The following is a 21,311-nucleotide window of genomic DNA, read 5'->3' as shown; positions in this document are numbered from 1 at the left end:
CTAGCCACCCTCTTCATGCCCCCTCATGGGAAGAGGACCGCTTTTTTCAGGGAAAAGGTTGCGACTCTGGCTGGTCTCTTCTTGCTCTTCCAACCAGGCTTGAAACATGAGTATGGTCCACAACTGATGTTGGTGGTTGCGCTTGCCCCCAAGATGGTCCGACCATATGCCTCGGACTACTTCAGGGCGAAAGTATCCCTCCCGTCGCAATCGTTCCTCGTTAAGCAGCAACTCAGCCCAATCACGAAGCGGGCCCCTGAGCCAGCTGTCAAGGGGCAATCCAAACCCCATTTTGGGACGTTCGATAAGCCGTTTGGGTACGTGCCGGTAAAGCACTTGTCGAAGCAACCATTTCCCTTCTCCCCCCCTCACTTTCTTATCGATTGGCATACGCCACGCAAGCTCAATAACGGATGGGTCCAACATGGGTGCCCTCGACTCCAGGCTCACAGCCATGGACGCCCTATCAACTTTCACCAAAATGTCGTCGGGCAAGTACGTCAGCGTATCCATCGCCATCATCCACTCCACAAAGTCGGATTTTTGGGGCCACTGTCGTCTGTCGGTCATTATCGTCGCCGGTTCAGCACCGCCCAGAACAACCCTCGCCGGATCGTCCCAATGGCTGGTGAGCTGGCGGTAGTAGTTTGCCTCACTAGCGGTATTTAACACTCCGGCTAACTTCTGCGCTTTATCGCCTAGGGTGGTCATATGCAGCCGTTTGGGCAATAGGTTGCTGAATTTTTCAGAAAGCGAGTCCCACGCAGCGGGTGGGACTGTCGAGAGCCCAGCGGCAGTAACTCGCCGCAGGGGCGACGGGAGACGGGCGATACTCGACCACACCGTGCGAGCGGCCAAATAGCGGTTATAGCCGCCGAAGACTTCGTCGCCACCGTCGCCAGTTAGGACGACTTTCACGTGCTTGCTAGCGAGTTCACTGACTAAGAAGGTCGGGATTTGTGAGCTGTCGCTGAATGGTTCGCAATACATGGAAGGCAGTGCCGGAATAATGTTCAGACCATCTTCCGGCCGCAATATGAGCTCTGTATGGTCGGTACCCAAGTGCTGAGCCACAGCCTTCGCATGAAGGGACTCGTCGTACTGTGAACTGGACGAACCGATGGTGAATGTTTTGACCGGCCGCGCCCCCAAAGCCTGCATAAGTGCAACGACCGTGCTGCTATCCACACCCCCGCTCAGGAACGCGCCCAAGGGCACATCGGCAGCCATCTGCCGCAGCACACTGGCCCCTAAAACGGTTTCCAACGCATCCGTTGCCTGAGCATCACTACCAATGAATGGTTCAATCTGCCCCTGGCCAAGAAGTTCGCTGAACTGCCAGTATGGAACCGGCTCGGGTGACAGCAGCTCCTCTAGAGCAATGTGCGTCAGAGTCAGATAATGCCCTGGGCGAAGCTTATACACACCTCTGTAGATTGAATATGGAGCCGGGATGCAGTTATGCCGAAGCAGGAGACACAAGGAGTCTCGACTGACTTCATTTTCGAATGCGGGATGAGCTTTCAGCGCCTTCAATTCTGAACCAAAAAGAAACGTCTCTCTTTGCCAACCAAAGTAGAGAGGTTTCTCACCGAAACGATCGCGGGCCAGCGTCAAAGAACCACTTGATCTGTCCCAAAGGGCGAGTGCAAACATTCCCTCGCAAGCCCTCAGTGTCCGCTCAATTCCCCAAACGGCGAAGCACTCGAGAACTGTTTCCGTGTCCGAATGACCTCGCCATGCAATAGTCTTCTCGGCGTCCAACAAGGTGCGCAGATCAGCATGGTTGTAGACCTCGCCATTGAACACAATTACAAAGGCTCCGTCAGCAGAGACCATGGGTTGGGCACCTGCGTGGCTCAGATCCAGAATGGACAGCCTTTGGTGCCCCAGTGCGACGCCTGCCGCCTCATCCACCCAGACTCCGCTAGCATCCGGCCCCCGATGACGGATTCGTGCAGTCATTGCTGCTGCCACATCAGCCCTCGGTTGGACCGAGTATCTCTCGTAAAATCCGCTGATTCCGCACATCGCTGCCCTAAATCCTGCCTGTCTGTGTTATCGATTTTGCCTAGGGATCCCGTCGCCGCAGCCACCCGGCCGGCCATGGTTCATTACTGCCGCGGTCGGCGACACCAATTCGCATAGCCCGAAATTGTCGGACCCAACCGACGCCACCGCGGGTGCCCTCCTCCGCAGAGCCAGGCTGGCAAGATGAAGACACAGCCCAACTCTTGCCTTCTTCGTTGAACGCGAAAGCAACGTCCGGACTTGATTAGTCTGTGCCCGCGAGTACTTCCGGCTTTTCACGGGTGCGCAACCTCTAAACGAGTCGAGCTCGTTTACTGACACTGGCCGAAGTGTGGCGCCGTATTGCAATGGAACCAGAGGAGATCGTTGGGGTTCCCTCAATATTCAGCGCTCCTCAGGGTAGTTTCAACGTCGTCGGCCGGTTCTAAAAGAAGCGACCGGGCGTAAAACTCCTCCAGTAGGCCCCAAACAAGTGGCTGCCGAAAATAATCGTGAGCCCGTTGCCTGGCGGCTTCTCCCATCCTTTTCCGGAGGCTGGGATCTTCGATTAGCATGGCCAGGGCATCCGCCAACTCAAGCGCCGAGTCCATTTGGGTGATAATCCCAGTTTCGCCGTCTATAACTGAGTCGACCGCCCCAGTTGCATCGGTTGTTACTGTAGGGACGCCTGTGGCAGAAGCTTCCAAGACAACGTTGGGGAAGCCTTCCCTGCGGGTCGGCAAACACAAGAGGTCCATTAGACGGTAGTAGGGTGCGGTATCACGAACATAGCCCGTTAGGCTTGGATACCGGCCGCTACGCTCCAACGCTTGCAGAGCGGCTGGTGCCTCGGAATCGTCGACTCCTCCGACGATCAACAACTGGTGGTCTACTCCCCTGCTATGCAAAATGTCTCGAGCCTTGGCTAATTGCGCTAGACCTTTATCGACTGTCAACCGGCCGACAAATCCTATTACGGGGACGTTGAAGTCCAGCCCGAGCGTCATGGCGAGGCTATCCCTGTTCGCGCCACAACCGCGCTGTGTTTTAGGTTCTATTGACTTGAAATGAAGAAGATCCACGCCGTTGGAGCTTCCTGCACCTAGGACGATGACTTTCTCGGAGGGGACCAGACCCAGCCCGACGGCCCGGGCTCTTAAACTCTGGCTCACGGCCAGAGCCTTGTGGGCGGTAGCGAATGCTAATTTTTCCGGAAACATAAGCATCTTGAATTTGATGCCCTCAGCAGTCTCTAAACGAAGGCCGCGCAGCAGGTAGATACGAGTCGGGACTCGAGTGAGCCAGGCCGCGATTCCACCGAGAAGACCGGCCTTCGGAGTCCCCACAGAGGTAATGTCGGGCCTAATACGTTGCAAAAGAAGGACCCACCGACCTAAGGCTACGAGGTCCGCAATGGGTGCTGGCCTACGTGCCATCACGATGCGATGCGTGGTTATGCCTGGTTTGTCATCCAGCTCGTCCAATAGCGGGCCGGGCGAGCTAACGACATGGACGTCCCAACCGCGGCTGGAAAGATACTGCGGGAACCCGTCCATTAGACCGAGGGATATGTCGACGGTGACGCCAAGCAAAATCTTGCGTTTGTGTAGTGCCACTAACTCACCTGCTCGCCTTGAAACCATTGGATGGTCTTAGCAAGTCCCTCATCGAGGTCTACGGGAGTGATGGTCGGAAAGAGTTCCCTGATTCGCCGACCGTCGGACTGCGAGGCGCGTACATCTCCGGGTCTGGACTCAACGTGCTGCACGTCAATTTTGTGGCCTAATGCCACTTCCATGCGTCCAAGCAAATCCATAAGTGTGGTGTTAGTGCCAAAGGCAAGATTAACCGGATCCAGCGAGTAGATACCTCGCTGGACGGCGTCAAAAATAGTCGCGCATACGGTCCTGACGTAGGTAAAATCGCGGGACTGAAGCCCGTCCCCGTGCACAGTGACTGGTCGGCCGTTAATCGCTGCGTCCAAAAAGCGTGGAATGACCGCCGCGTAATCATGGTTTGCCGGCTGCCCAGGGCCAAAGACGTTGAAGAATCGGAACGCAAGGGTCTTCATCCCATATGAGAACCCATAGGCGATGGTGTAGCCCTCGGTTGCATGCTTGCTCACTGCATATGGGCTCATTGGCCGCGTCCAGTCAAACTCAGACTTGGGGAGAGCCTTGTTGCTGCCGTAAACCGAGCTCGAGGAAGCTACAGTCACCTGCGAGGTTCCACACTCACGAGCCACTTCAAGAACGTTTAGAGTACCAGTGGCATTGGCATCATGGCTCGGTCGGGGCGCATTTACGGAACGTGGAACACTTCCAATCGCCGCCAAGTGAATGACAGCGTCGACCCCGCGAGTGACATCACGGAGCAACTCGTAGTCAAGAATGGACCCTTTACTGAAGGTAGCCTCGAGACCATCCAAGTTTTCAATCCGGCCGGTACTCAGATCGTCGATCACACTCACCTCGATAGCAGGATCTCGGCGATTGAAGTAGGCCACAAGATTCGAACCAATGAAGCCCGCCCCGCCAGTGACTAGAACTTTCAACGCAGCTCCTGGGGAGTAACTTGCCTGTGCCGACGCCGAAGCCACGGACGTGCGCACTCATCCATGCAACTGCCCTAAGAACACGGAACGAATGTTCACCCGGAGAATCCTCATGGTGAAACGCTAGATTCCCCGAACTGAGACAAACCAGCGTAGGAACTACCCGTTTTCGGGACCCCCCACTACTCGGCGAGAGTCCGTTCGATTCACCGCCGCAAAACGCTTAATTGGTACCACCCTTTACCGAGTCGCCCTGCGACCATTAGGCGGCCATTGCACTGGCAAGCAGCAACGCCACCAGGTTGCTGAGGTGGAGAAACGACGATTTCGGACCAACGGATTCATCGCGCGATGGCGCGCAAGGTGCGGAAAATGATGAGCAGATCGACCCAAAAGCTGCGTTCGCGAACATAGCGAACGTAGTACTCAAGCTTGGCGGGCAGGATGGTATCGATGTAGGCCTGTTCGGGGTCCGGCGCCTGCCCAAGAATGGCGCTCTCATCCTTGTACAGAATCGATGCCCAGTCGGTCACGCCAGGCTTGACCGACAGCACCAGATCACGTTCGCGGGGCGGGTAGCAGGCAACATAGCGAGGCACTTCCGGTCGCGGGCCCACTAGGCTCATCGTACCGTGGACCACATTGAACAGCTGCGGCAATTCGTCGAGCTTGTACTTGCGCAGGAAGTGGCCGGCCCGTGTGATGCGCTTATCACATCCGACGGTCAGGAGGCGCTGCGGGGTTGGCTGCACCGACATCGTGCGGAACTTGAGTATGTGGAATAGCTTGCCGTGCCGCCCGACCCGAACTTGGCGGAACAGCACCGGTCCCGGCGAATCGAGCCGAATCCAGAGTGCGATCCCGGCTAGGAGCGGTGACAAGAACAGCACGCCGATCGTGGCCGTACACAAGTCGAAGACACGCTTGATCATGACAGCAGCGCACGAAGGGCATGGATGACGCGCTCCTGGTCGGCGTCCAGCATGCGGGTATAGAGCGGTAGGGTGAGCATCGCGCCAAAGGCGGCCTCCGCGACCGGGAAGCGTTCAGGTTCGGACGCGCAGTTCGCGCGCCAGTAGGGCTGGCGGTGCAGAGGGATAAAGTGCACGCTGGTGCCGATACCCAGTTCCGACAACCGCAGGATGAGCTCGTCGCGGCGCAGCGGCGCGACATCCAGCACGCGCACAACATACAGGTGCCAGGCGTGCGTGCTCGTGCCCTGTGGGCGGGGAGGCAGGACCAAAGGCAGCTGCTCCAGTGCAGCATCGTAGCGCGCCGCCAGGACCTGGCGCCGATCGAGGAACCTGTCGATCTTGCGCAATTGTTCGATGCCGATGGCCGCGGCGATGTCGGTCAGGTTGTACTTGAAACCGGCCGCCACGACCTCGTAGTACCAGGCCGGCGTCTTCGACACGTAGCGGTCGAATGCATCCTGGCTGATGCCGTGCAGCCGCATAAGGCGAATACGGCGCGCCAGCTCGGGATCGCGCACCACCACCATTCCACCTTCGCCAGTCGTCATGGTTTTGTTGGCATAGAAACTAAAGACTGTGATGTCGCTGTCCAGGGTGCCGACCAGCTGGCCCTGGTAGCGGGTTGGAAAGGCGTGTGCCGCGTCCTCGACTACGTGCAAATGAAAGTGCCGCGCCAGTGCAAGAATGGCGTCCATGTCGCAGGCCATGCCGGCATAATGGACGGGGACGATGGCGCGAGTGCGCGCAGTGATCGCGGATTCGACGGCCTTGGCGTCCATGTTCAGCGTAGAGCTGTCGACGTCGACCAGCACCGGCTGGGCGCCGAGGTAGCGCACCACCTCGGCGGTAGCGGTGAAGGTAAGGGTCGGCACGATGACCTCGTCGCCCGGCCCGATGCCGAGGCTCTCCAACGCCAGGTGCAGTCCTGCCGTGGCCGAGTTGACGGAAATCGCCTGAACGTTGGCACCGAGGTAGTCGCGAAAGGCCGTTTCGAAACGACGTGCAGTCGGACCGGTTGTGACCCAGCCCGAACGCAGGCAGTCGACCACGGCAGCAATTTCCTCATCACCGATGTCGGGCAAAGCGAAAGGGAGGAAAGGAGCAGCTGTTTCGCCAAGCTGGTGGTCATCCATGTTCGTCAATCTCCCGCACATCGGTCCGTAAGGGTTGTCCGAGTACCTGGTAGGTGAGGTGGTCGATCGTTGCCGCAAGCGAACGTGCGTTTTCGTGGGGGACTGTACGTCGCCATCGGTGCCCGACACGATGGATTGGGTCAGCTGGTAGGGCATGATGCCGAAGCGATGGAGCGGCTGGCGCTGACAAAGGGGAATACGGAACAACTCTCGATCCCGGTCGCGCACAAGAATCAGCGTCCAAGCGATCGCCTCCTTTGGCATCAGGGCTACACAAGTATCTTCCACAGCGGCAGCAATTGCTAGCGTGTTCATCAGTTCGTTCGCTAAACCTATTCATTCGGCTTAGGCGCGCTAAACGATCGGGCACTGGGATGACCTCTGGATCGTGGCTTGGGGATCCACCCTAATTTGCGGGTGGCCTCCAGGAAGCCTTTGAGCGTCATTAGCGACAACAACGGCACCGCTGGCGAGAAGCTGACGCGAGGCTTGTCCAATTTTGGATTCTGAGGGCAATCAGTCGTCGGTGCTCAACGAAGCCGCCTTCGGCCCCGCCTAAATGTCCGCCAGGAGCGACGCCGGGTTCTCGATGGCGTCGGCCACGAAGCGGAGGAAGCCGCCGGCCGTGCCACCGTCGCAGACCCGGTGGTCGAAAGTCAGGGTCAGTTCGGTGACCTTGCGTACAGCCAGCTCACCGTTGACCACCCACGGCTTGTCGATGATCCGGCCCACGCCGAGGATCCCCACCTCCGGGTGGTTGATGATCGCGGCTGAGCCGTCGACGCCGAACACGCCATAGTTGTTCAGCGTGAACGTTCCACTGCCCAGCTCAGCCGGGGTCGCCTTGCCGCCGCGGGCCACCTGCGTCAGCCGGCGGATCTCCGCGTCAAGCTCCCTGGCGCTGAGCTTTTCGGCCCCACGGACCGAGGGGACCACCAGGCCTCGGTCGGTCTGCGCCGCAAAACCCAGGTTGATGCCGTCGAATGCGACGATCTCCTGCGACCCGTCGTCTGCAGTCTCGATGCGGGTGTTCAGTTCCGGGTACTTCTTCAGCCCCGCCGTGACGAACCGGGCGATGAAGGCCAACAGACCGGGGACCTCGGCGCCGTTGGCTTTCAGTCCCTCGCGCAGCTCCATCAGCGCCGTGGCGTCCACGTCCACCCACACCGTTGCTTCCGGAATCTCGGACCGGCTGCGGGCCATGTTCGCGGCAACGGCCTTGCGCACCCCGCGGACCGGGGTGCGGGCGGAGACGGCAAGCCCCGTCCGCGCGTCGCGGCCCTGGGCTTCGGCTGATTCAACAGGACGCTTCGGCGTCTCAAGCGGCTTCGCCTCCGGCGCTGCCGCGGGCGCTGTCGCAGGCGCGGCTGCCGGCGATGCCGTCCCCAGGGCGGCCTCCACGTCACGGCGCATGATCAGCCCGTTGTCGCCGGAACCGGAGATGTCCCCCAAGTCCACGCCGTGCTCCCGCGCCATCCGCCGGACCAGCGGGGAGATCACAGCGCCAAGCTTCCCGGGCACGCGGGTGCGCAGGAGGGTGAGGTCATCCTCGACGGGCTTTGGTTCAGCGGGCTCAGCGAGGGCGACGGCGGTCTTCCGGGCACGGGTGCGCCGCGCCTGGCCGTGCCCACCGGGAGTACCGTAACCAATCAACACGTTCCCCGATCCAGCTTTTTCCTCTTCCCGATAGGTTTCGGCGGCCGCCGCCGACGCAGCCGGCGCGGATGATGCCGCCCCGGGAGTGGCATCGGGCCTGTCGGAGCCGGACGACATGCTGCTTGCAGCATGGTCGTCCGGCGAAGGGGCGGGGGCGGCATCTTCCGCGTCGGAAACCGGAGAACCCAGGGGCGTCACCGAAATCAACGGCTTCCCCACGTCCAGGGTCTCCCCCGGCTTCCCGTGCAGCTCGGCCACGATCCCGGCGTACGGAGACGGCACCTCCACCGCGGACTTGGCGGTTTCCACCTCGGCGATGGGCTGGTCGACGGCGATCTCGTCACCAACAGAGACATGCCAGGCCACCAGTTCGGCTTCGGTGAGGCCTTCGCCCAGGTCCGGCAACAAAAACACGCGTGGTTCGCTCATGGTCAGTTCTCCCACTGAAGGTCGTCAACGGCGTCGAGGATGCGGTCCACGCCGGGCAGGTAGTACTTTTCGAGTTTGGGTGCCGGGTACGGGACGTCGAATCCGGTGACGCGGCGGATGGGGGCGGCCAGATAGTGGAAGCAGCGCTCCTGGACCCGGGCCACGATTTCAGAGGACACGGACGCGAAACCGTGCGCCTCGGCGATCACCACTGCCCGCCCGGTCTTCCGGACGGACGCAGACACGGTCTCGTCGTCGAACGGGACGATGGTTCGCACGTCGATCACCTCCAGCGAGCGCCCTTCCAACGCAGCCGCTTCGGCAGCAGCCAACGCGGTGGGCACGGACGGACCGTACGCAATCAGCGTCGCGTCGGTGCCGGGACGGGCGACGGCGGCACGCCCCTCTGAGCCAAGTCCCGCCGTCGTACCTTCCTCATGGAGGCGCCGGAGTTCCGAAAGGTCCACCGAGTCCTTAGTCCAGTACATCTTCTTGGGCTCCATGAAGACCACCGGATCGTCCGAGTCGATGGCTTCGCGGAGCATCCGATAGCCGTCCGCCACGGTGGCCGGGGTGTAGACCTTCAGCCCGGCGGTGTGGGCGTAGTAGGACTCGGAGGAGTCGCAGTGGTGCTCCACTCCCCCGATGCCGCCGCCGTACGGGATGCGGATCACCATGGGCAGTTTGACCATCCCGCGGGTGCGGTTGTGCATCTTGGCCACGTGGCTGACGATCTGTTCGAAGGCCGGGTAGGCGAACGCGTCGAACTGCATCTCGATGACCGGCCGCATCCCGTTGATGGCCATGCCCACGGCCATGCCCACGATGCCGGATTCGGCCAGCGGGGTGTCGAAGCAGCGCTGCTCGCCGAAGGTCGCGGTCAGGCCGTCGGTGATCCGGAAGACGCCGCCCAGCATGCCCACGTCCTCTCCGAACACCAGGACGGAGGAGTCGGCGGACATGGCGTCGGCCAAGGCCGTATTCAGGGCTTTGGCCATGGTGACCGGCTGCGGCCCGGCGGCCTCGGCGGACGCGGCGGCCGAAGCTGCAGCACGGGCGGTGGCGGCAGAAACGTTGCCGTTGGCCTCGGACGAGGTGGTGATGGTGGGGCTCACTTGCCGGCCTCCTTCGAATCAGTAGCTGCTGCGTCGCGGGCCAGTTCGTCGGCGAGCATGGCGGACTGTTCCTTCAGCTGCGGGGTTTGCACCGCGAACACGTGGCGGAAGAGCTCCTGCGGGTCCACGGGGACGTCCTCGCCGAGGCCCTCGCGCAGCTGCGCGGCAACCGCTTCAGCGTGGGCGGCGATCCGGGACTCGCCGTCGTCGTCCAACAGCCCGCGCTCGGTCAGATACACCCGCATCCTGTTGACGGGGTCCTTGGCCCGCCACTCCGCGACCTCGGCGCTTTCCCGGTAGCGGGTGTCGTCGTCGGCATTGGTGTGGGCCTGCATGCGGTACGTGTTGGCTTCCACCAGCAGCGGCCCGGAACCTTCGCGGGCCAGTTTCACGGCGCGGTCCAGGACGGCGAGGAGCGCGACGACGTCATTGCCGTCCACGCGTTCGCCCGCCATGCCGTATCCCACGGCCTTGTGCGCGAGCGACGGCGCCACGGACTGGTGCGCCAGCGGCACCGAGATGGCGTACTTGTTGTTCTGCACGAAGAAGATAACGGGCAGATGGAAGACGGCGGCGAAGTTCAGGGCTTCGTGGAAGTCACCTTCACTGGTGGCGCCGTCGCCGCACATGGCCAGCACCACGGTGTCCTCGCCGCGGAGCTTGGCGGCGTGGGCCACGCCGACGGCGTGCAGCAGCTGGGTGGTCAGCGGGGTGCACTGGATGCCCACCTTGTACTTGAGGGGGTCGTACCCGCCGTGCCAGTCGCCGCGGAAGATGGTCATCACCTGCACGGGATCCACGCCGCGGGTCATCACAGCCACGGCGTCGCGGTAAGTGGGGAACATCCAGTCCCCGTCGGACAGGCACAGGGCGGCGGCCACCTGGCACGCTTCCTGGCCATGGCTGGAGGGGTAGACGGCCATGCGGCCCTGCCGGACCAGGGCGGAGTTCTGGTCGTTGACGCGGCGGCCGACGACGAGTTGTTCGTACGCTTCGAGCAGTTCCTTGTCGCCGGGCACGGGGTATTCGTGGCCGGGCTGGGTGCCCTGCTCGCCTTTGGGCTTGAGCCGGCCGTCCGGGTCCACCATCTGGATCTGGTGCCGGGCGGGGAGCATGTAGTCCTCCACCGTGATGCCGAACTTCTTCACAGCTTCCGTCAGCGCATTCTCTGGCGTTGCAGTGCTGGTGGTGTCCGGCGCGGTGTGGTCTGCGGAGATCGTCATTGGTCCGTCCTTCGGTAGCCACTATTCCCTCCCAGTATTGCCCTGAGGCAGGTTTCGTATCCAGCACCTGTGCGAATCGTGGAGAAGCTGCTCAGAAGTGCCTACTATGGGAGACGATTTGTAACTGTGACGTGGATTACCGACGGGAGCCGTGGACAAAATGCCGGGCAAGGCTGCCGCTGCCGAAGTTCCACTGGACGACATCGACCGGCGCATCATCGCCGAGCTGACCCGGGACGGCCGGATGTCCGTGACGCAGGTGGCCGAGAACGTGCACATTTCCAGGGCCCACGCGTACTCCCGGATTGCCCGGCTCACCGGCGACGGGGTGCTGACGCGGTTCACGGCGCTGGTGGATCCCATCAAGGCGGGCCTGAAGTCCTCCGCCTACGTGACGCTGAAGCTGAAGCAGGATTCCTGGCGGGAACTCCGCGACCAGCTGGGCGCCATCCCCGAGGTGCACCACATCGCGCTGGTTGGCGGCGACTTCGACGTAATCCTGCTGGTCCGCGCCGTGGACAACATCGATCTGCGCCGCGTCATCTTCGACCAACTGCAGACCATGCCCGGCGTGCTCGATACCCAGACGTTCCTTGTCTTCGAGGACGTGGACACGCGGTAGGAGCGGGGTCCGGGGGCAGGACTCATTCGGGATATTGGACGCTAAAGGTACTCAAGATTTGCTCAATGTGAGCGCTCCACAGTAGTACCCGAAGCCAGCGGGGACTACTACTTGGGTTGGCCCTTTTCGCTCCGAATCTTCGGGATGTCCAGAGAAATTTCCGGGGCAACGCAGCGTTGAGAGCGCAGGTAGTGGCAGCGCTTACCGAGTACCCGGCTTCTTGAGGTTTCAGAAACTCGGGTACCGGTACTTGTTGTTGCACCTATTTCGCTCCGGCAAATATTGGGTCATCGATCCACCGGAAGGCACCTGGATGGAGCCACCAATGGGGGAACGGGTTCTCAATCACACATTCAAGGAGTCTCTCCATGCGCAAAATGACCAAGAAGAACAAGATCGCCGCTGTTGCAGCTTCCGCCGCGCTGGTGGCCGTCGGCGGCGGTGCCGCTTACGCCTACTGGAGCACCACGGGTAGTGGCAACGGCTCTGCTACTGCATCGGAAGGCACCTCCCCGGTCACGATCAACGTGACCGTGGACCCGGGCGTCGCGCCGGGTACGCCGAAGACCATCACCTACACGGCCACCAACCCGAACTCCAGCAAAACCCCTGTGACGCTGGCCGATCCGGTGGTGACCACCAGCAACGCAGAATGCCTCCCGAAATGGTTCTCGGCCACGGCCCCGACCGGCACCACCACCGTCGATGGCAATGCAAAAGCCACCCCTCTGGGAACCGGAACCCTAACACTCAACGACAGCGCAACCGATAACCAGGACGCCTGCAAGAACGCCACCATCACGGTGACGGTAGCCAGCCACTAACAAGCGAGCGGGCCGGGGGCGGTGCGAATCCGCCCCCCGGCCTGCCGTCATTTGCACCGAAGAAAGAGGGGCACAGGGTGCACGAGCAGGACGGGCATGCGCGGCGTCGCAGGCGGATCGGAATCAAGGCAGCGCTGGTGGCACTGGTGCTGCTGCTGGCCGGCGCCGGATCGCTGATCGCGGCGGCAAACAATCCAAAGCCAGGCATAACGGTGCAGGTCTCCCCCGCAAGCCAGTCCGTCCAGCAGGGACAGTCAGCCTCCTACACGGTGTCCCTGACCTCCACCGGCGGATTCAGTGGCACGGTAAACTTGGCCGCCGCGGGACTTCCGGCCGGCGCAGGCGTCACCTTCTCGCCGTCGTCCGTCAGCCTCAACTCCGGCAGCACCGCAACGGCCACCCTGAACGCCACCACCGCCGCAACGACACCGGCGGGCACCAGCTCAATCACCATTACCGCCACAAGCGGCAAGGTCTCCGGCAGCGCGACGGCCAGCCTCACGGTGAACTACAAAATCTCCAGCTCCTTCTCGATGACTGCCACCCCGGACTCCGTCACCATTCCGCCGGGTGCCACCGCCGTCTATACGCTGCAGCTCAGCCGCAGCAACCTCAGCGGACCCCTTACCTTCAGCGTCCTGGGCGGCCTGCCGGCCGGAGCCACCGCATCGTTCTCGCCTAACCCGGCCACCGGGAACTCCACCACTCTCCAGGTGGTCACCCCCAACGCCTCCCCCACCGGAACCTCCAGCCTCTACCTGGTGGGCACCGGCAAGGACTCCTCCGGGAAGGCGCAATACGCCTACGCGAACGTTCAGCTGGTCCTGGACTCCACCATCAAACAGTTTGGCATCTCCGGGAACGTTCCCGGCACCCTGTCGCCCGGCACCTCGGCGGCACTGAACCTGCAGATCAGCAATCCCATCAACAAGCCGCTGTCGCTGACCAACCTTTCGGTCGCCGTCGCGGGCGTCACCAGGAGCGCGGCCGCGGTGGCAGGCAACCTGCCCTGCACGCCGGCCGACTTCACCGTCACCCAGTACAGCGGCCCCTACCCGCTGGCAGTGCCGGCCACGGGTGGTTCCCTGCAGGGGCTCAACGTCGAACAGACCGCCTGGCCGCGGGTGGGAATGCTGGACACATCCAGCAACCAGGACGGCTGCAAGGGCGTCACCCTCCAGCTCAGCTACTCAGGATCAGGACAGGGGAACTGAGATGACACCCACAAGAAGCCATGGCTTCAAGGCAGCTGCCTTCGCCGGACTCCTCGTGACCGTCGGCGCCGGAACCGCCTACGCCTTCTGGAGCGGCACAGGTGCCGGGAGCGGATCGGCAGCCGCCGGCACCATGCAGCCGGTTACCGTGGATGCCCTCGTCGCCGGGGACAACCCCAGGTCGGCCCTCTTCCCGGGCGGCAGCGCCGACGTCGTCCTCCGCCTGACCAACCCCAACCCCTACTCAGTGCAGGTCTTCAGCGTCACCGGCAACGGCCCTGCGGCGGCCGACGCAGCCCACCCCGGTTGCACCACCACCGGCGTCAGCTTCACCGGGACTGCCGCCCCTCTCACCCCCGCAACCTACGTTGCCGCGAACTCGTCAGCACTCATCACCCTCCCCGGAGCGGCCACCATGGATACCACCTCGCTCGCAGCCTGCCAGGGCGCAACGTTCAGCGTTCCAGTGACGGCGGAGGTCCGCAAATGAGCCTCGCCGCCCGCAACCCATCACTCTTCGTCGGTCGCCGCCCGTCCCGCAGGCTCGCATGGATCATCACCGCGATCCTGCTCCTGCTCGGCTCGGGCACCGCCTACGCTTTCTGGGCCTCCACCACCAGCAGCAGCAAAGCGGCCGCGGCTGCCGACGCCCTGACGCCGGGCTCCAAGCCAGCCGTCAACGCCAACGCCGCTGCAATCTCGGTCACCTGGGCCAACGGGACCACCGTCAACGGCCGGGCCGCCACCGGCTACACGGTGGCCCGCTACTCAACCGCCACCGGCGGGACCGCCATCCCGGCGACGGACGGCTGCGCGGGAAGCGTGACCACACTCACCTGCACGGAGCAGAACGTTCCGGGCGGCACCTGGTACTACACCGTTACCCCGGCCATCGCGCTCTGGACGGGGGCCGAAAGCCCGCGCAGCAACGGCATCAGCAGCGATACCCTCCCGCCCACTGCGTCAGTTTCCGTTTCGCCCACTCCCAACGCCGGCTGGAACAACACCAGCCCCGTCACCGTAACCATCACGGCCGACGACGGCACGAACGGTTCCGGCGTCGCCTCCATTACGTACTCCGTCGACGGCGCGCAGCAGACGGTGAACGCGGCCGTCGCCACCATTCCGGTTGCCGGGGATGGAACGCACACGGTGTCCTACTTCGCGACGGACAAGGTGGGGAACTCCGGACTGGCGACGAGCCAGCCGGTCAATATCGATACCCAGGCTCCCGCGGCTCCGGGACTGACCGTACCGCAGTACGTAAACCTGGCCAGAGTTGCCGGGGTGACAGTCACCGGAACCGCCGAGGCGAATGCGAAGATCACACTCACTGCCACCGACGCAGGTTCTGCCCACACAACTCCGGCTGCTACGCCCACCGCGGACAGCACGGGCAAGTGGACGGCCAGCTTGGACCTGACCAGCCTCAACGAGGGAGCCGTGGCGTACAGGGCCACCGCAACGGACGCCGCCGGCAACACGGGCGCAGCCAGGATCGCCACGAGCACGAAGGACACCAATGTCCCTGATGCGGCTTCAGGCCTAACCGTTCCACCCTACGTCTTCAGCGGAAACCTCAATAACGTGCTCGTGAAAGGCTCCGCTGAGGCTGGTTCAACCCTCAACATAGTCGCGAAGGACTCTGCCGGCAGCACTGCGCAGGGGACGGTGACTACGGTTGACGGCGCTTGGTCGCTCACCCTCAACCTTGGCTCTACTTCCGGTATGGTCGACGGCTCCGTCGCCTATACAGTTACGGTTACGGACGGCGCAGGCAACAGCAGCAGCCCGGCTACAACTACTAACATCAGGGATACTAACGTCTCCCTCACGCTCAATACGCCGCTAAATATCCTGGCGGGCAACGTCAACAACTATGCCTTCAGTGGCACTACCGATTCAGGCTTGCCTGTGAGTGTGAGCGTCACGGACGGCACCACCACCATCCCGGGAGCAGCATCCGGCGCAACGTGGACTACGGGATCACTCAATCTATCTGAGCTGAAGGATAGCTCCACCAGTCCTGTCGTGATTGTTACTGCGACGGCGACCACCAACGATGCCGCCGGCAACAGCACAACCGTTTCTGCAACAGTCACGATGGACACCAAAGTTCCGACCTCAACAGTCTCTCTCTCGAACGGCGGTGGTACCCAAGGCCTGGGCAAAGCAGAACAGGGCGACTCACTGACAATCCAGTTCTCGGAACCCATGGACCCAAGCAAGATCTGCTCCGGCTGGACCACCAAAAACGCACAGACGCTCAGCGGTAATGGCGACATCACAGTGAAGGTCAGTACGGCCAATGTGCTGACAGTCTCAAGCACCTCCTGCCCGTCACTTAACGTAGGTTCCATCTTCCTGGGGAACAACGCCGCGTACGGCTCGGCAGGCGCTCTCAGCTTCAACGGCAACGGAAACAACGCGAGCACGGTCACCTGGAACGGGTCTACGACCCTCTCTATCAAGCTCGGTAAATCAACCGCGGCCACCTCCGGGACGACGGCAACCGGGGACGTCCCCGCCTACACCCCAGGCACGGGCCTGACCGACCTGGCTGGAAACTCCCTCGGAACAGGACCCTTCTCCGGGACCACAGCGTACCGATTCTAAAGCCGTACTGCTCATCCTTCGCAGCAGTCGCCCTGCAGTCCATCCGGCTGCAGGGCGACCTGCATTTACGAGGGGAGCCTCACTTCCGCCGGCGGACCACCAGGACGATGTACACGGCGACGCCTACTGCCACCAAGGCCCCGATGTTGGCCCCTAAGCTTCCACCGTTGAGCATGATCGGTCTACCTTCCTGTGGAGATGCTGTTCCCTTATGCCACATTACCGACACGTATGTTCGGTTTCGCCCCGCAGCCTCCACCTCGCCACCCAGATAGCCTGTGTGCCAACGATTCTGCGTGTCGAATCGGGATGCGCGTCATCTCTCTTCGACGGCGTCGGCTGCGAGCCAGTTCCAGGGGTGCCGACCAGGTTCTGCGGCGGGGCATCAAAAGTTCCCGTGGTTGTACAAGCCCACCACACCGTGCATGTAGTGCGCCCATTGCGGGCCGGGGATAAATGCCCCGTCCACTGCCGGGTAGAACTTGCCGTTGACGGGAATGTTGCGGCCCAGCACGAGCGGCGCCGTCGGTACGCCTTGAACCACGTTCCGCACCAACATATGCTGTGGATCAAACGTTGTTTCCGTGCATGAAAGGTGCTGGAACTCGGCCATCTACAAGGAGTTGGGTCACGTATGCGGGCGCAGGGTGCGGCTGGACATGATGAAGCGCTGGAACGGACCCTCACGGCCTCACGGGCACTGCTCGGACTGGTCGCCCGCTCCCTGGCAGGTGTATCGGACGCCGTGACGCTTCCACAATTCCGCGTCCTGGTGCTGCTGTCTTCCAGGGGGCCAGCGCGCATGGGCGACTTGGCACAGCTCCTCGGCGTCCACCAGTCAAGCTTCAGCAGGACCGCCGACAGGCTGGAAGCGGCGGGGCTGCTGGTGCGGGAACAGAGCCCCGGCAGCCGGCGTGAGGTCAGGGTCTCGGCGACCGCACAGGGACTGCGGATCGTGGAAGACGTGACAGAGGCGCGACGGCGGGAGATCGCCCAGGTGCTGGCCGGCCTGTCGCCGGACGAACAGTTAAAGGTAGCTGCCGGCTTCGAATTGTTCGCTCTCGCCGCCGGAGAGCCATCGGCCGCAGAGAGCCTGCTGCTGGGAATCTAGCTCCCCAAAGGTTCCGGCGGGCCTGCCTACGAAGGGAAAAAGCCATGTGGGAGGAACTGACACTCACGCCGCAGCAGGCCCTTGAAGTGATACTGTCCACGGCCGGCATGTACTTTGCCCTGATGGTTCTGGTCCGTCTGCTCGGGCAGCGGGTGCTGGCACGCGTGGCCAGGTCGGACCTCGCCATCATCGTGGCCTTGGGCGCTGTCATTGGCCGGGCGGCCCTTGGATACACGCCGACGCTGGGGGCCGGTCTATTGGCCCTGCTGTGCCTTTTCGGGCTGCAGGCCTTCGCGGGAAAGTTAAAACGGTGGCGTGCGGCTGAGCGGTTCCTGCAAGACCGCCCGGTGCTGCTCATGTCCGGCAGCACCGTAATCCACGAAAACCTCCACAAAGTGCACTTGGCCGAAGCTGAGCTCTGGCCCACTCTCCGCGTGGCGGGAGTCAGGAACCTGGACGAAGTGGCCTGCGTCGTCCTCGAAACCACCGGGGAAATCAGCGTGCTCAGGCGGGGCGCAGACCTGGACCCCCGGATTATGGCCGACATCCCGGGGGCAGACAGGCATTCACTTCCGGAAGGGTCCCAAATGCACTCCCTCCGGCCGGCGCCGGCAGGGTCTTCGGCATCCTTGGTGGCTACGGCGGGACGCGGGCGGCTCCACCACCTATTCTCCGTTCAACAACGGCACGTATCTGCCCGAGAGCGGCGCGGCTACTACATGGCAGCCGGAGCGCTCGTCCTGGCCGGCGCAGCGCTCTTCGTCCTCACGCTCTGGAGTGTCCTCCACAACGATGGGCTAAGCGCCCTGGACCAACCCGTCCGGCAGTGGCTCCTGTCGCAACGGTCCGACGTGCTGACCGCCGCCATGACGCCCGTGGCGCGTGTATTCGGGCCGGTAGCGATGCCCATCATTGTCCTGGCCGTCACCGTCTCCTGGACCTTCGCGGGAAGACATGCGTGGCGACCCCTGCTTTTTGCCGGCGCCATGGTGGCCGGGGTCATCATTTCGCAGATCATCCTGCCGATAGTCCACCGGTCCCGGCCGCCCGTGGATGCCATGCTCCTGGAACCGGACCCAAGCTTTTCGTTTCCCTCGGGCCACGTGCTGGGCGCCTGCGATTTCCTGCTGGTCCTGGCATACCTCGTCACGTCGCGGCGGAAAGACAAGCGCCTTGCGGCGGCCGTGTGGTCAGTGGCCGCAGCGCTCGGCATCGGATTGGTGACCTTGAGCCGGCTGTACCTGGGGTATCACTGGTTGACCGATGCGTTAGCCTCCGTGTTCCTATCCTTGGCGATCGTGGGTGCGGTCATCGCGCTGGACACGTGGCGCACTGTCAGGGGCGCCGGGGAGGCCTCCCCGGCTCGTCCGGCCGTTGTTGCCAATTAGAGGATGTTGCCCACTCGTGATGCTCGCCCTTCATTCTTGACAGGCTTGTTACGGGCGAAGCATCAAAACGGACCTAACGTTAAAAGCAGCACTGTTCCCGGCGACCTGCGCCGCCGTCGTCGCAGGCCTTCTGGGCCCGGCCGGCAGCGCAGTTCGGATGACACAGCGGCAGTGGCCGCAGCCGCCACCGCCTGACGAAGGTCGGATCTTTCCCGGGCGCCGGACCGGCAAATTTTGAGAGCCCTGGTTCGCTGGTGGTTCTGTGCCCAGCGCTGGCCCGCCGCGGCCACCTGCCACCGATCGTAACTGTTGTCCAGGAGAGGAATTCAAATGTCGTTAAAACGTGTAATCCATTGCCTCAGCTGTATCCTGCTGGTGCTGGGCACAGCCGTGGGGCTGAGCGGGTGCTACAACTCTGGAGTCCAGAACTATAAATCCGTGGCCACAGGCGCCAACCTCGATCTGGAGGGGCTCGAGCTCCGGAGCATCTCGGTGGTCTCTGCCGCGCAGGACCAGCCGGGCCGCCTCCTGGGGATGGTTTTCAACAGCACCGGTGCAGACATTCCGCTGGTGATCAGGGACCGGAACAACTCCGTGGACCTGACGGTCCCGGCCCACGGGCAGATCGGATTCGACACAGCCGAACACATCCTTCAAAGCACGGAGGATCCCCCCGGAGCGCGCACGGACCTGACCATCGAAGCCAAGGGCCGGAGCAAGGTCCTGGACGTTCCGGTACTTGATGGGACGCTGTCGCAGTACGCCCCCTACGTGCCGAAGTAAGGGCGGCCACCCGACTTCCCCAGCCGCGCTCCTCCCTACCCCAGAAAACCGCGATCCATTGCGCTTATGCAACTACTGCGGTTTCATAAGGGAATGGACCGCAGTGAACTGCAGGAGGAGGAGACCTCATGAAATCTTTCAGGCTCTGTGCGGCGGCAGGGGTGAGCGCAGCAGCTCTTGCGCTGGCGGGTTGCACCGGCAGCCCCGGCCCGGCACCCAGTTCCACCGCGGCATCACCGGGCGAATCAGGACCGGCGGCAAGCCAGTCCGGCGGCGGAGGCCTTCCTGCCGTGCCAGGGGTGGTCAAGGAGGTTGAGCCCTCCGTCGTTACGATCCGGACAGACATCGGGCTGGGCAGCGGCGTCATCTATCACAGCGACGGTTCCATCGTCACGGATGCCCACGTGGTGGAGGACCAGCAAAAGAACCCCTTCAAGAAAGTCCAGGTCCAGTTCGCGGACGGCTCCCAGTCCGAAGGTACCGTCGTGGGAGTTGATGATGTCACCGATGTCGCCGTCCTGAAAGTTGACCGGACCGGCCTCCCGGCCGCACGGTTCGCATCATCGGCCCCGGAGGTGGGCTCGATGACGGTGGTGATCGGCAGCCCCCTGGGACTGGAGGAAACGGTCACCGCCGGAATTGTTTCCGGCCTCCACCGGAACATGCCCCCGTCCAAGGAATCCCCCCATGGAGCCATCGACCTGCTCCAGACCGACGCTCCGATCTCTCCCGGCAACTCCGGCGGCGCCGTGGCTGACTCCAGCGGTCAAGTCATCGGACTCTCCGAGGCCTACCTGCCGCCCAGTTCCGGAGCGGTGGCCATCGGCTTCGTGACGCCATCATCGACTGTCACCGATGTCGCAGACCAACTGCTGGCGAGCGGGTCGGTCAAGCACGCCGCCCTTGGCGTGGTGCCGACCGACATCACCCCGCAACTTGCCCAGCGGTTCTCGTTGCCCACCACGGCGGGAGCACTGGTGGTCGACGTGGCGCACGGCAGCCCGGCCGAGCAGGCAGGCATGAAGTCAGGCGACATCATCACCAAATTCGCCGGCTCGGCCGTCGGAAACGTAACGGACCTGCTCGCGGCCCTCAGGAAGCAGGATCCAGGCCAACAGGTGGAGGTGGTGGTGGAGCGCGGCAGCACGTCCCAAAGCCTGCGGGTCACACTCGGAAACCTGGCCGACCAGCCCTGACCCGCCGCGGGTCCCAGGCGGCGCCTACTCCCGCAGAGCCGGCAAAGCCTTGCGCACCTGCAATTGATTTGGTGCCGCGAGTGGAAATCCCCTGCCCGTTTGAGAGTCGGCAACGGGAGGAGCGGTCAGCCCTCGCACTCGGTGCAGTACAGGTGCCCGTCTTTTTCCCTGGCGATCTGCGAACGGTGCCGGACCAGGAAGCAGGAGTGGCACGTGAACTCATCCTCGGCGACGGGCACCACCACTACCGTGAGTTCCTCGGCCACGATTTCGCCCCCGGGGATGCCGAGCGCGTCGGCATCGTCAGGGGCATCCAGCTCCCGGACCACGCTGCGGGCGTCCGGGGCATTGGCGGATTTGAGGTCCTCAAGCGACCGTTCCTGTGTTTCCTTGACGTCGGTCCGCAGTTCGTCGTAGTCAGCAGCCATGATTATCCTCGTTTCCCTTGCAGTTCCGTATCCAA

General features: G+C 62.9%; 19 protein-coding genes. 9 read left to right on the top strand and 10 right to left on the bottom strand.

Features of this window, described 5'->3' with window-relative positions; translation table 11 throughout:
* The 8 genes from asnB to pdhA form a co-directional block, all read right to left on the bottom strand.
* Positions 1-2,031: an asparagine synthase (glutamine-hydrolyzing) gene (gene asnB, locus ACTHQS_RS20365; RefSeq protein WP_440172522.1), complete on the bottom strand. Its 2,031-nt coding sequence runs from the start codon at positions 2,029-2,031 to the stop codon at positions 1-3.
* Positions 2,032-2,408: 377 nt separating this feature from the next.
* The gene (locus tag ACTHQS_RS20360; RefSeq protein WP_440172520.1) at positions 2,409-3,626 is read right to left on the bottom strand and encodes a glycosyltransferase family 4 protein; all 1,218 of its coding nucleotides are present in this window, start codon (positions 3,624-3,626) and stop codon (positions 2,409-2,411) included.
* Positions 3,626-4,564, bottom strand: a complete 939-nt coding sequence (locus ACTHQS_RS20355) for an NAD-dependent epimerase/dehydratase family protein (protein ID WP_440172518.1) — start codon at positions 4,562-4,564, stop codon at positions 3,626-3,628. The genes ACTHQS_RS20360 and ACTHQS_RS20355 overlap by 1 nt, the downstream gene beginning before the upstream one ends.
* 341 nt (positions 4,565-4,905) lie before the next feature.
* Positions 4,906-5,496: a sugar transferase gene (locus ACTHQS_RS20350; RefSeq protein WP_440172516.1), complete on the bottom strand. Its 591-nt coding sequence runs from the start codon at positions 5,494-5,496 to the stop codon at positions 4,906-4,908.
* A complete protein-coding gene (locus ACTHQS_RS20345; RefSeq protein ID WP_440172514.1) occupies positions 5,493-6,671 on the bottom strand; it encodes a DegT/DnrJ/EryC1/StrS family aminotransferase in 1,179 nt (392 codons plus the stop codon). The genes ACTHQS_RS20350 and ACTHQS_RS20345 overlap by 4 nt, the downstream gene beginning before the upstream one ends.
* A gap of 555 nt (positions 6,672-7,226) precedes the next feature.
* A complete protein-coding gene (locus ACTHQS_RS20340; protein ID WP_440172512.1) occupies positions 7,227-8,756 on the bottom strand; it encodes a dihydrolipoamide acetyltransferase family protein in 1,530 nt (509 codons plus the stop codon).
* 2 nt (positions 8,757-8,758) lie between these two features.
* Entirely contained in the window at positions 8,759-9,871 is a 1,113-nt protein-coding gene (locus ACTHQS_RS20335) for an alpha-ketoacid dehydrogenase subunit beta (protein ID WP_440172510.1), read from the bottom strand.
* Complete coding sequence (pdhA, locus tag ACTHQS_RS20330) at positions 9,868-11,094, bottom strand: pyruvate dehydrogenase (acetyl-transferring) E1 component subunit alpha (protein ID WP_440172509.1); 1,227 nt, start codon at positions 11,092-11,094, stop codon at positions 9,868-9,870. The genes ACTHQS_RS20335 and pdhA overlap by 4 nt, the downstream gene beginning before the upstream one ends.
* Positions 11,095-11,254: 160 nt before the next feature.
* On the opposite strand from pdhA, the gene ACTHQS_RS20325 reads away from it, so the two are divergent.
* From ACTHQS_RS20325 to ACTHQS_RS20305, 5 genes are all read left to right on the top strand, one after another.
* Positions 11,255-11,716: an Lrp/AsnC family transcriptional regulator gene (locus ACTHQS_RS20325; RefSeq protein WP_440172532.1), complete on the top strand. Its 462-nt coding sequence runs from the start codon at positions 11,255-11,257 to the stop codon at positions 11,714-11,716.
* Positions 11,717-12,084: 368 nt separating this feature from the next.
* Complete coding sequence (locus tag ACTHQS_RS20320; protein ID WP_440172507.1) at positions 12,085-12,540, top strand: hypothetical protein; 456 nt, start codon at positions 12,085-12,087, stop codon at positions 12,538-12,540.
* A gap of 77 nt (positions 12,541-12,617) precedes the next feature.
* Entirely contained in the window at positions 12,618-13,754 is a 1,137-nt protein-coding gene (locus tag ACTHQS_RS20315) for a COG1470 family protein (protein ID WP_440172505.1), read from the top strand.
* Between the two features lies 1 nt (position 13,755).
* Positions 13,756-14,244 (top strand): hypothetical protein, encoded by a 489-nt coding sequence (locus tag ACTHQS_RS20310; protein ID WP_440172503.1) that lies wholly within the window; start codon positions 13,756-13,758, stop codon positions 14,242-14,244.
* Positions 14,241-16,370: an OmpL47-type beta-barrel domain-containing protein gene (locus tag ACTHQS_RS20305; protein ID WP_440172501.1), complete on the top strand. Its 2,130-nt coding sequence runs from the start codon at positions 14,241-14,243 to the stop codon at positions 16,368-16,370. Before ACTHQS_RS20310 ends, ACTHQS_RS20305 begins: the two co-directional genes overlap by 4 nt.
* Positions 16,371-16,755: 385 nt before the next feature.
* Here the strand turns inward: ACTHQS_RS20305 and ACTHQS_RS20300 are convergent, their stop codons facing one another.
* Entirely contained in the window at positions 16,756-16,923 is a 168-nt protein-coding gene (locus ACTHQS_RS20300) for a hypothetical protein (RefSeq protein WP_440172499.1), read from the bottom strand.
* A gap of 81 nt (positions 16,924-17,004) precedes the next feature.
* Here ACTHQS_RS20300 and ACTHQS_RS20295 point away from each other — a divergent pair, with 81 nt between their 5' ends.
* The 4 genes from ACTHQS_RS20295 (at position 17,005) to ACTHQS_RS20280 (ending at position 20,848) form a co-directional block, all read left to right on the top strand.
* Positions 17,005-17,481 (top strand): MarR family transcriptional regulator, encoded by a 477-nt coding sequence (locus ACTHQS_RS20295; protein WP_440172497.1) that lies wholly within the window; start codon positions 17,005-17,007, stop codon positions 17,479-17,481.
* Positions 17,482-17,525: 44 nt separating this feature from the next.
* Positions 17,526-18,869 carry a phosphatase PAP2 family protein gene (locus tag ACTHQS_RS20290; RefSeq protein ID WP_440172495.1) on the top strand — a complete coding sequence of 448 codons (1,344 nt, stop codon included), beginning with the start codon at positions 17,526-17,528 and terminating at the stop codon, positions 18,867-18,869.
* A 330-nt stretch (positions 18,870-19,199) separates the two neighbouring features.
* Positions 19,200-19,652 (top strand): hypothetical protein, encoded by a 453-nt coding sequence (locus tag ACTHQS_RS20285; protein WP_440172493.1) that lies wholly within the window; start codon positions 19,200-19,202, stop codon positions 19,650-19,652.
* 128 nt (positions 19,653-19,780) lie between these two features.
* A complete protein-coding gene (locus ACTHQS_RS20280) occupies positions 19,781-20,848 on the top strand; it encodes a S1C family serine protease (protein ID WP_440172491.1) in 1,068 nt (355 codons plus the stop codon).
* Positions 20,849-20,973: 125 nt separating this feature from the next.
* On the opposite strand, the gene ACTHQS_RS20275 is transcribed toward ACTHQS_RS20280, so the two are convergent.
* Positions 20,974-21,276, bottom strand: a complete 303-nt coding sequence (locus ACTHQS_RS20275; protein ID WP_307424373.1) for a DUF4193 domain-containing protein — start codon at positions 21,274-21,276, stop codon at positions 20,974-20,976.
* Positions 21,277-21,311 lie beyond the last annotated feature (35 nt).

It is taken from the genome of Arthrobacter sp. SAFR-044 (genome assembly GCF_051965175.1).
In the GTDB taxonomy this organism is placed as follows: Bacteria; Actinomycetota; Actinomycetes; order Actinomycetales; family Micrococcaceae; genus Arthrobacter.
Note: the sequence above shows the minus strand (reverse complement) of the source record. Positions and strands in the feature narration are given on the sequence as shown.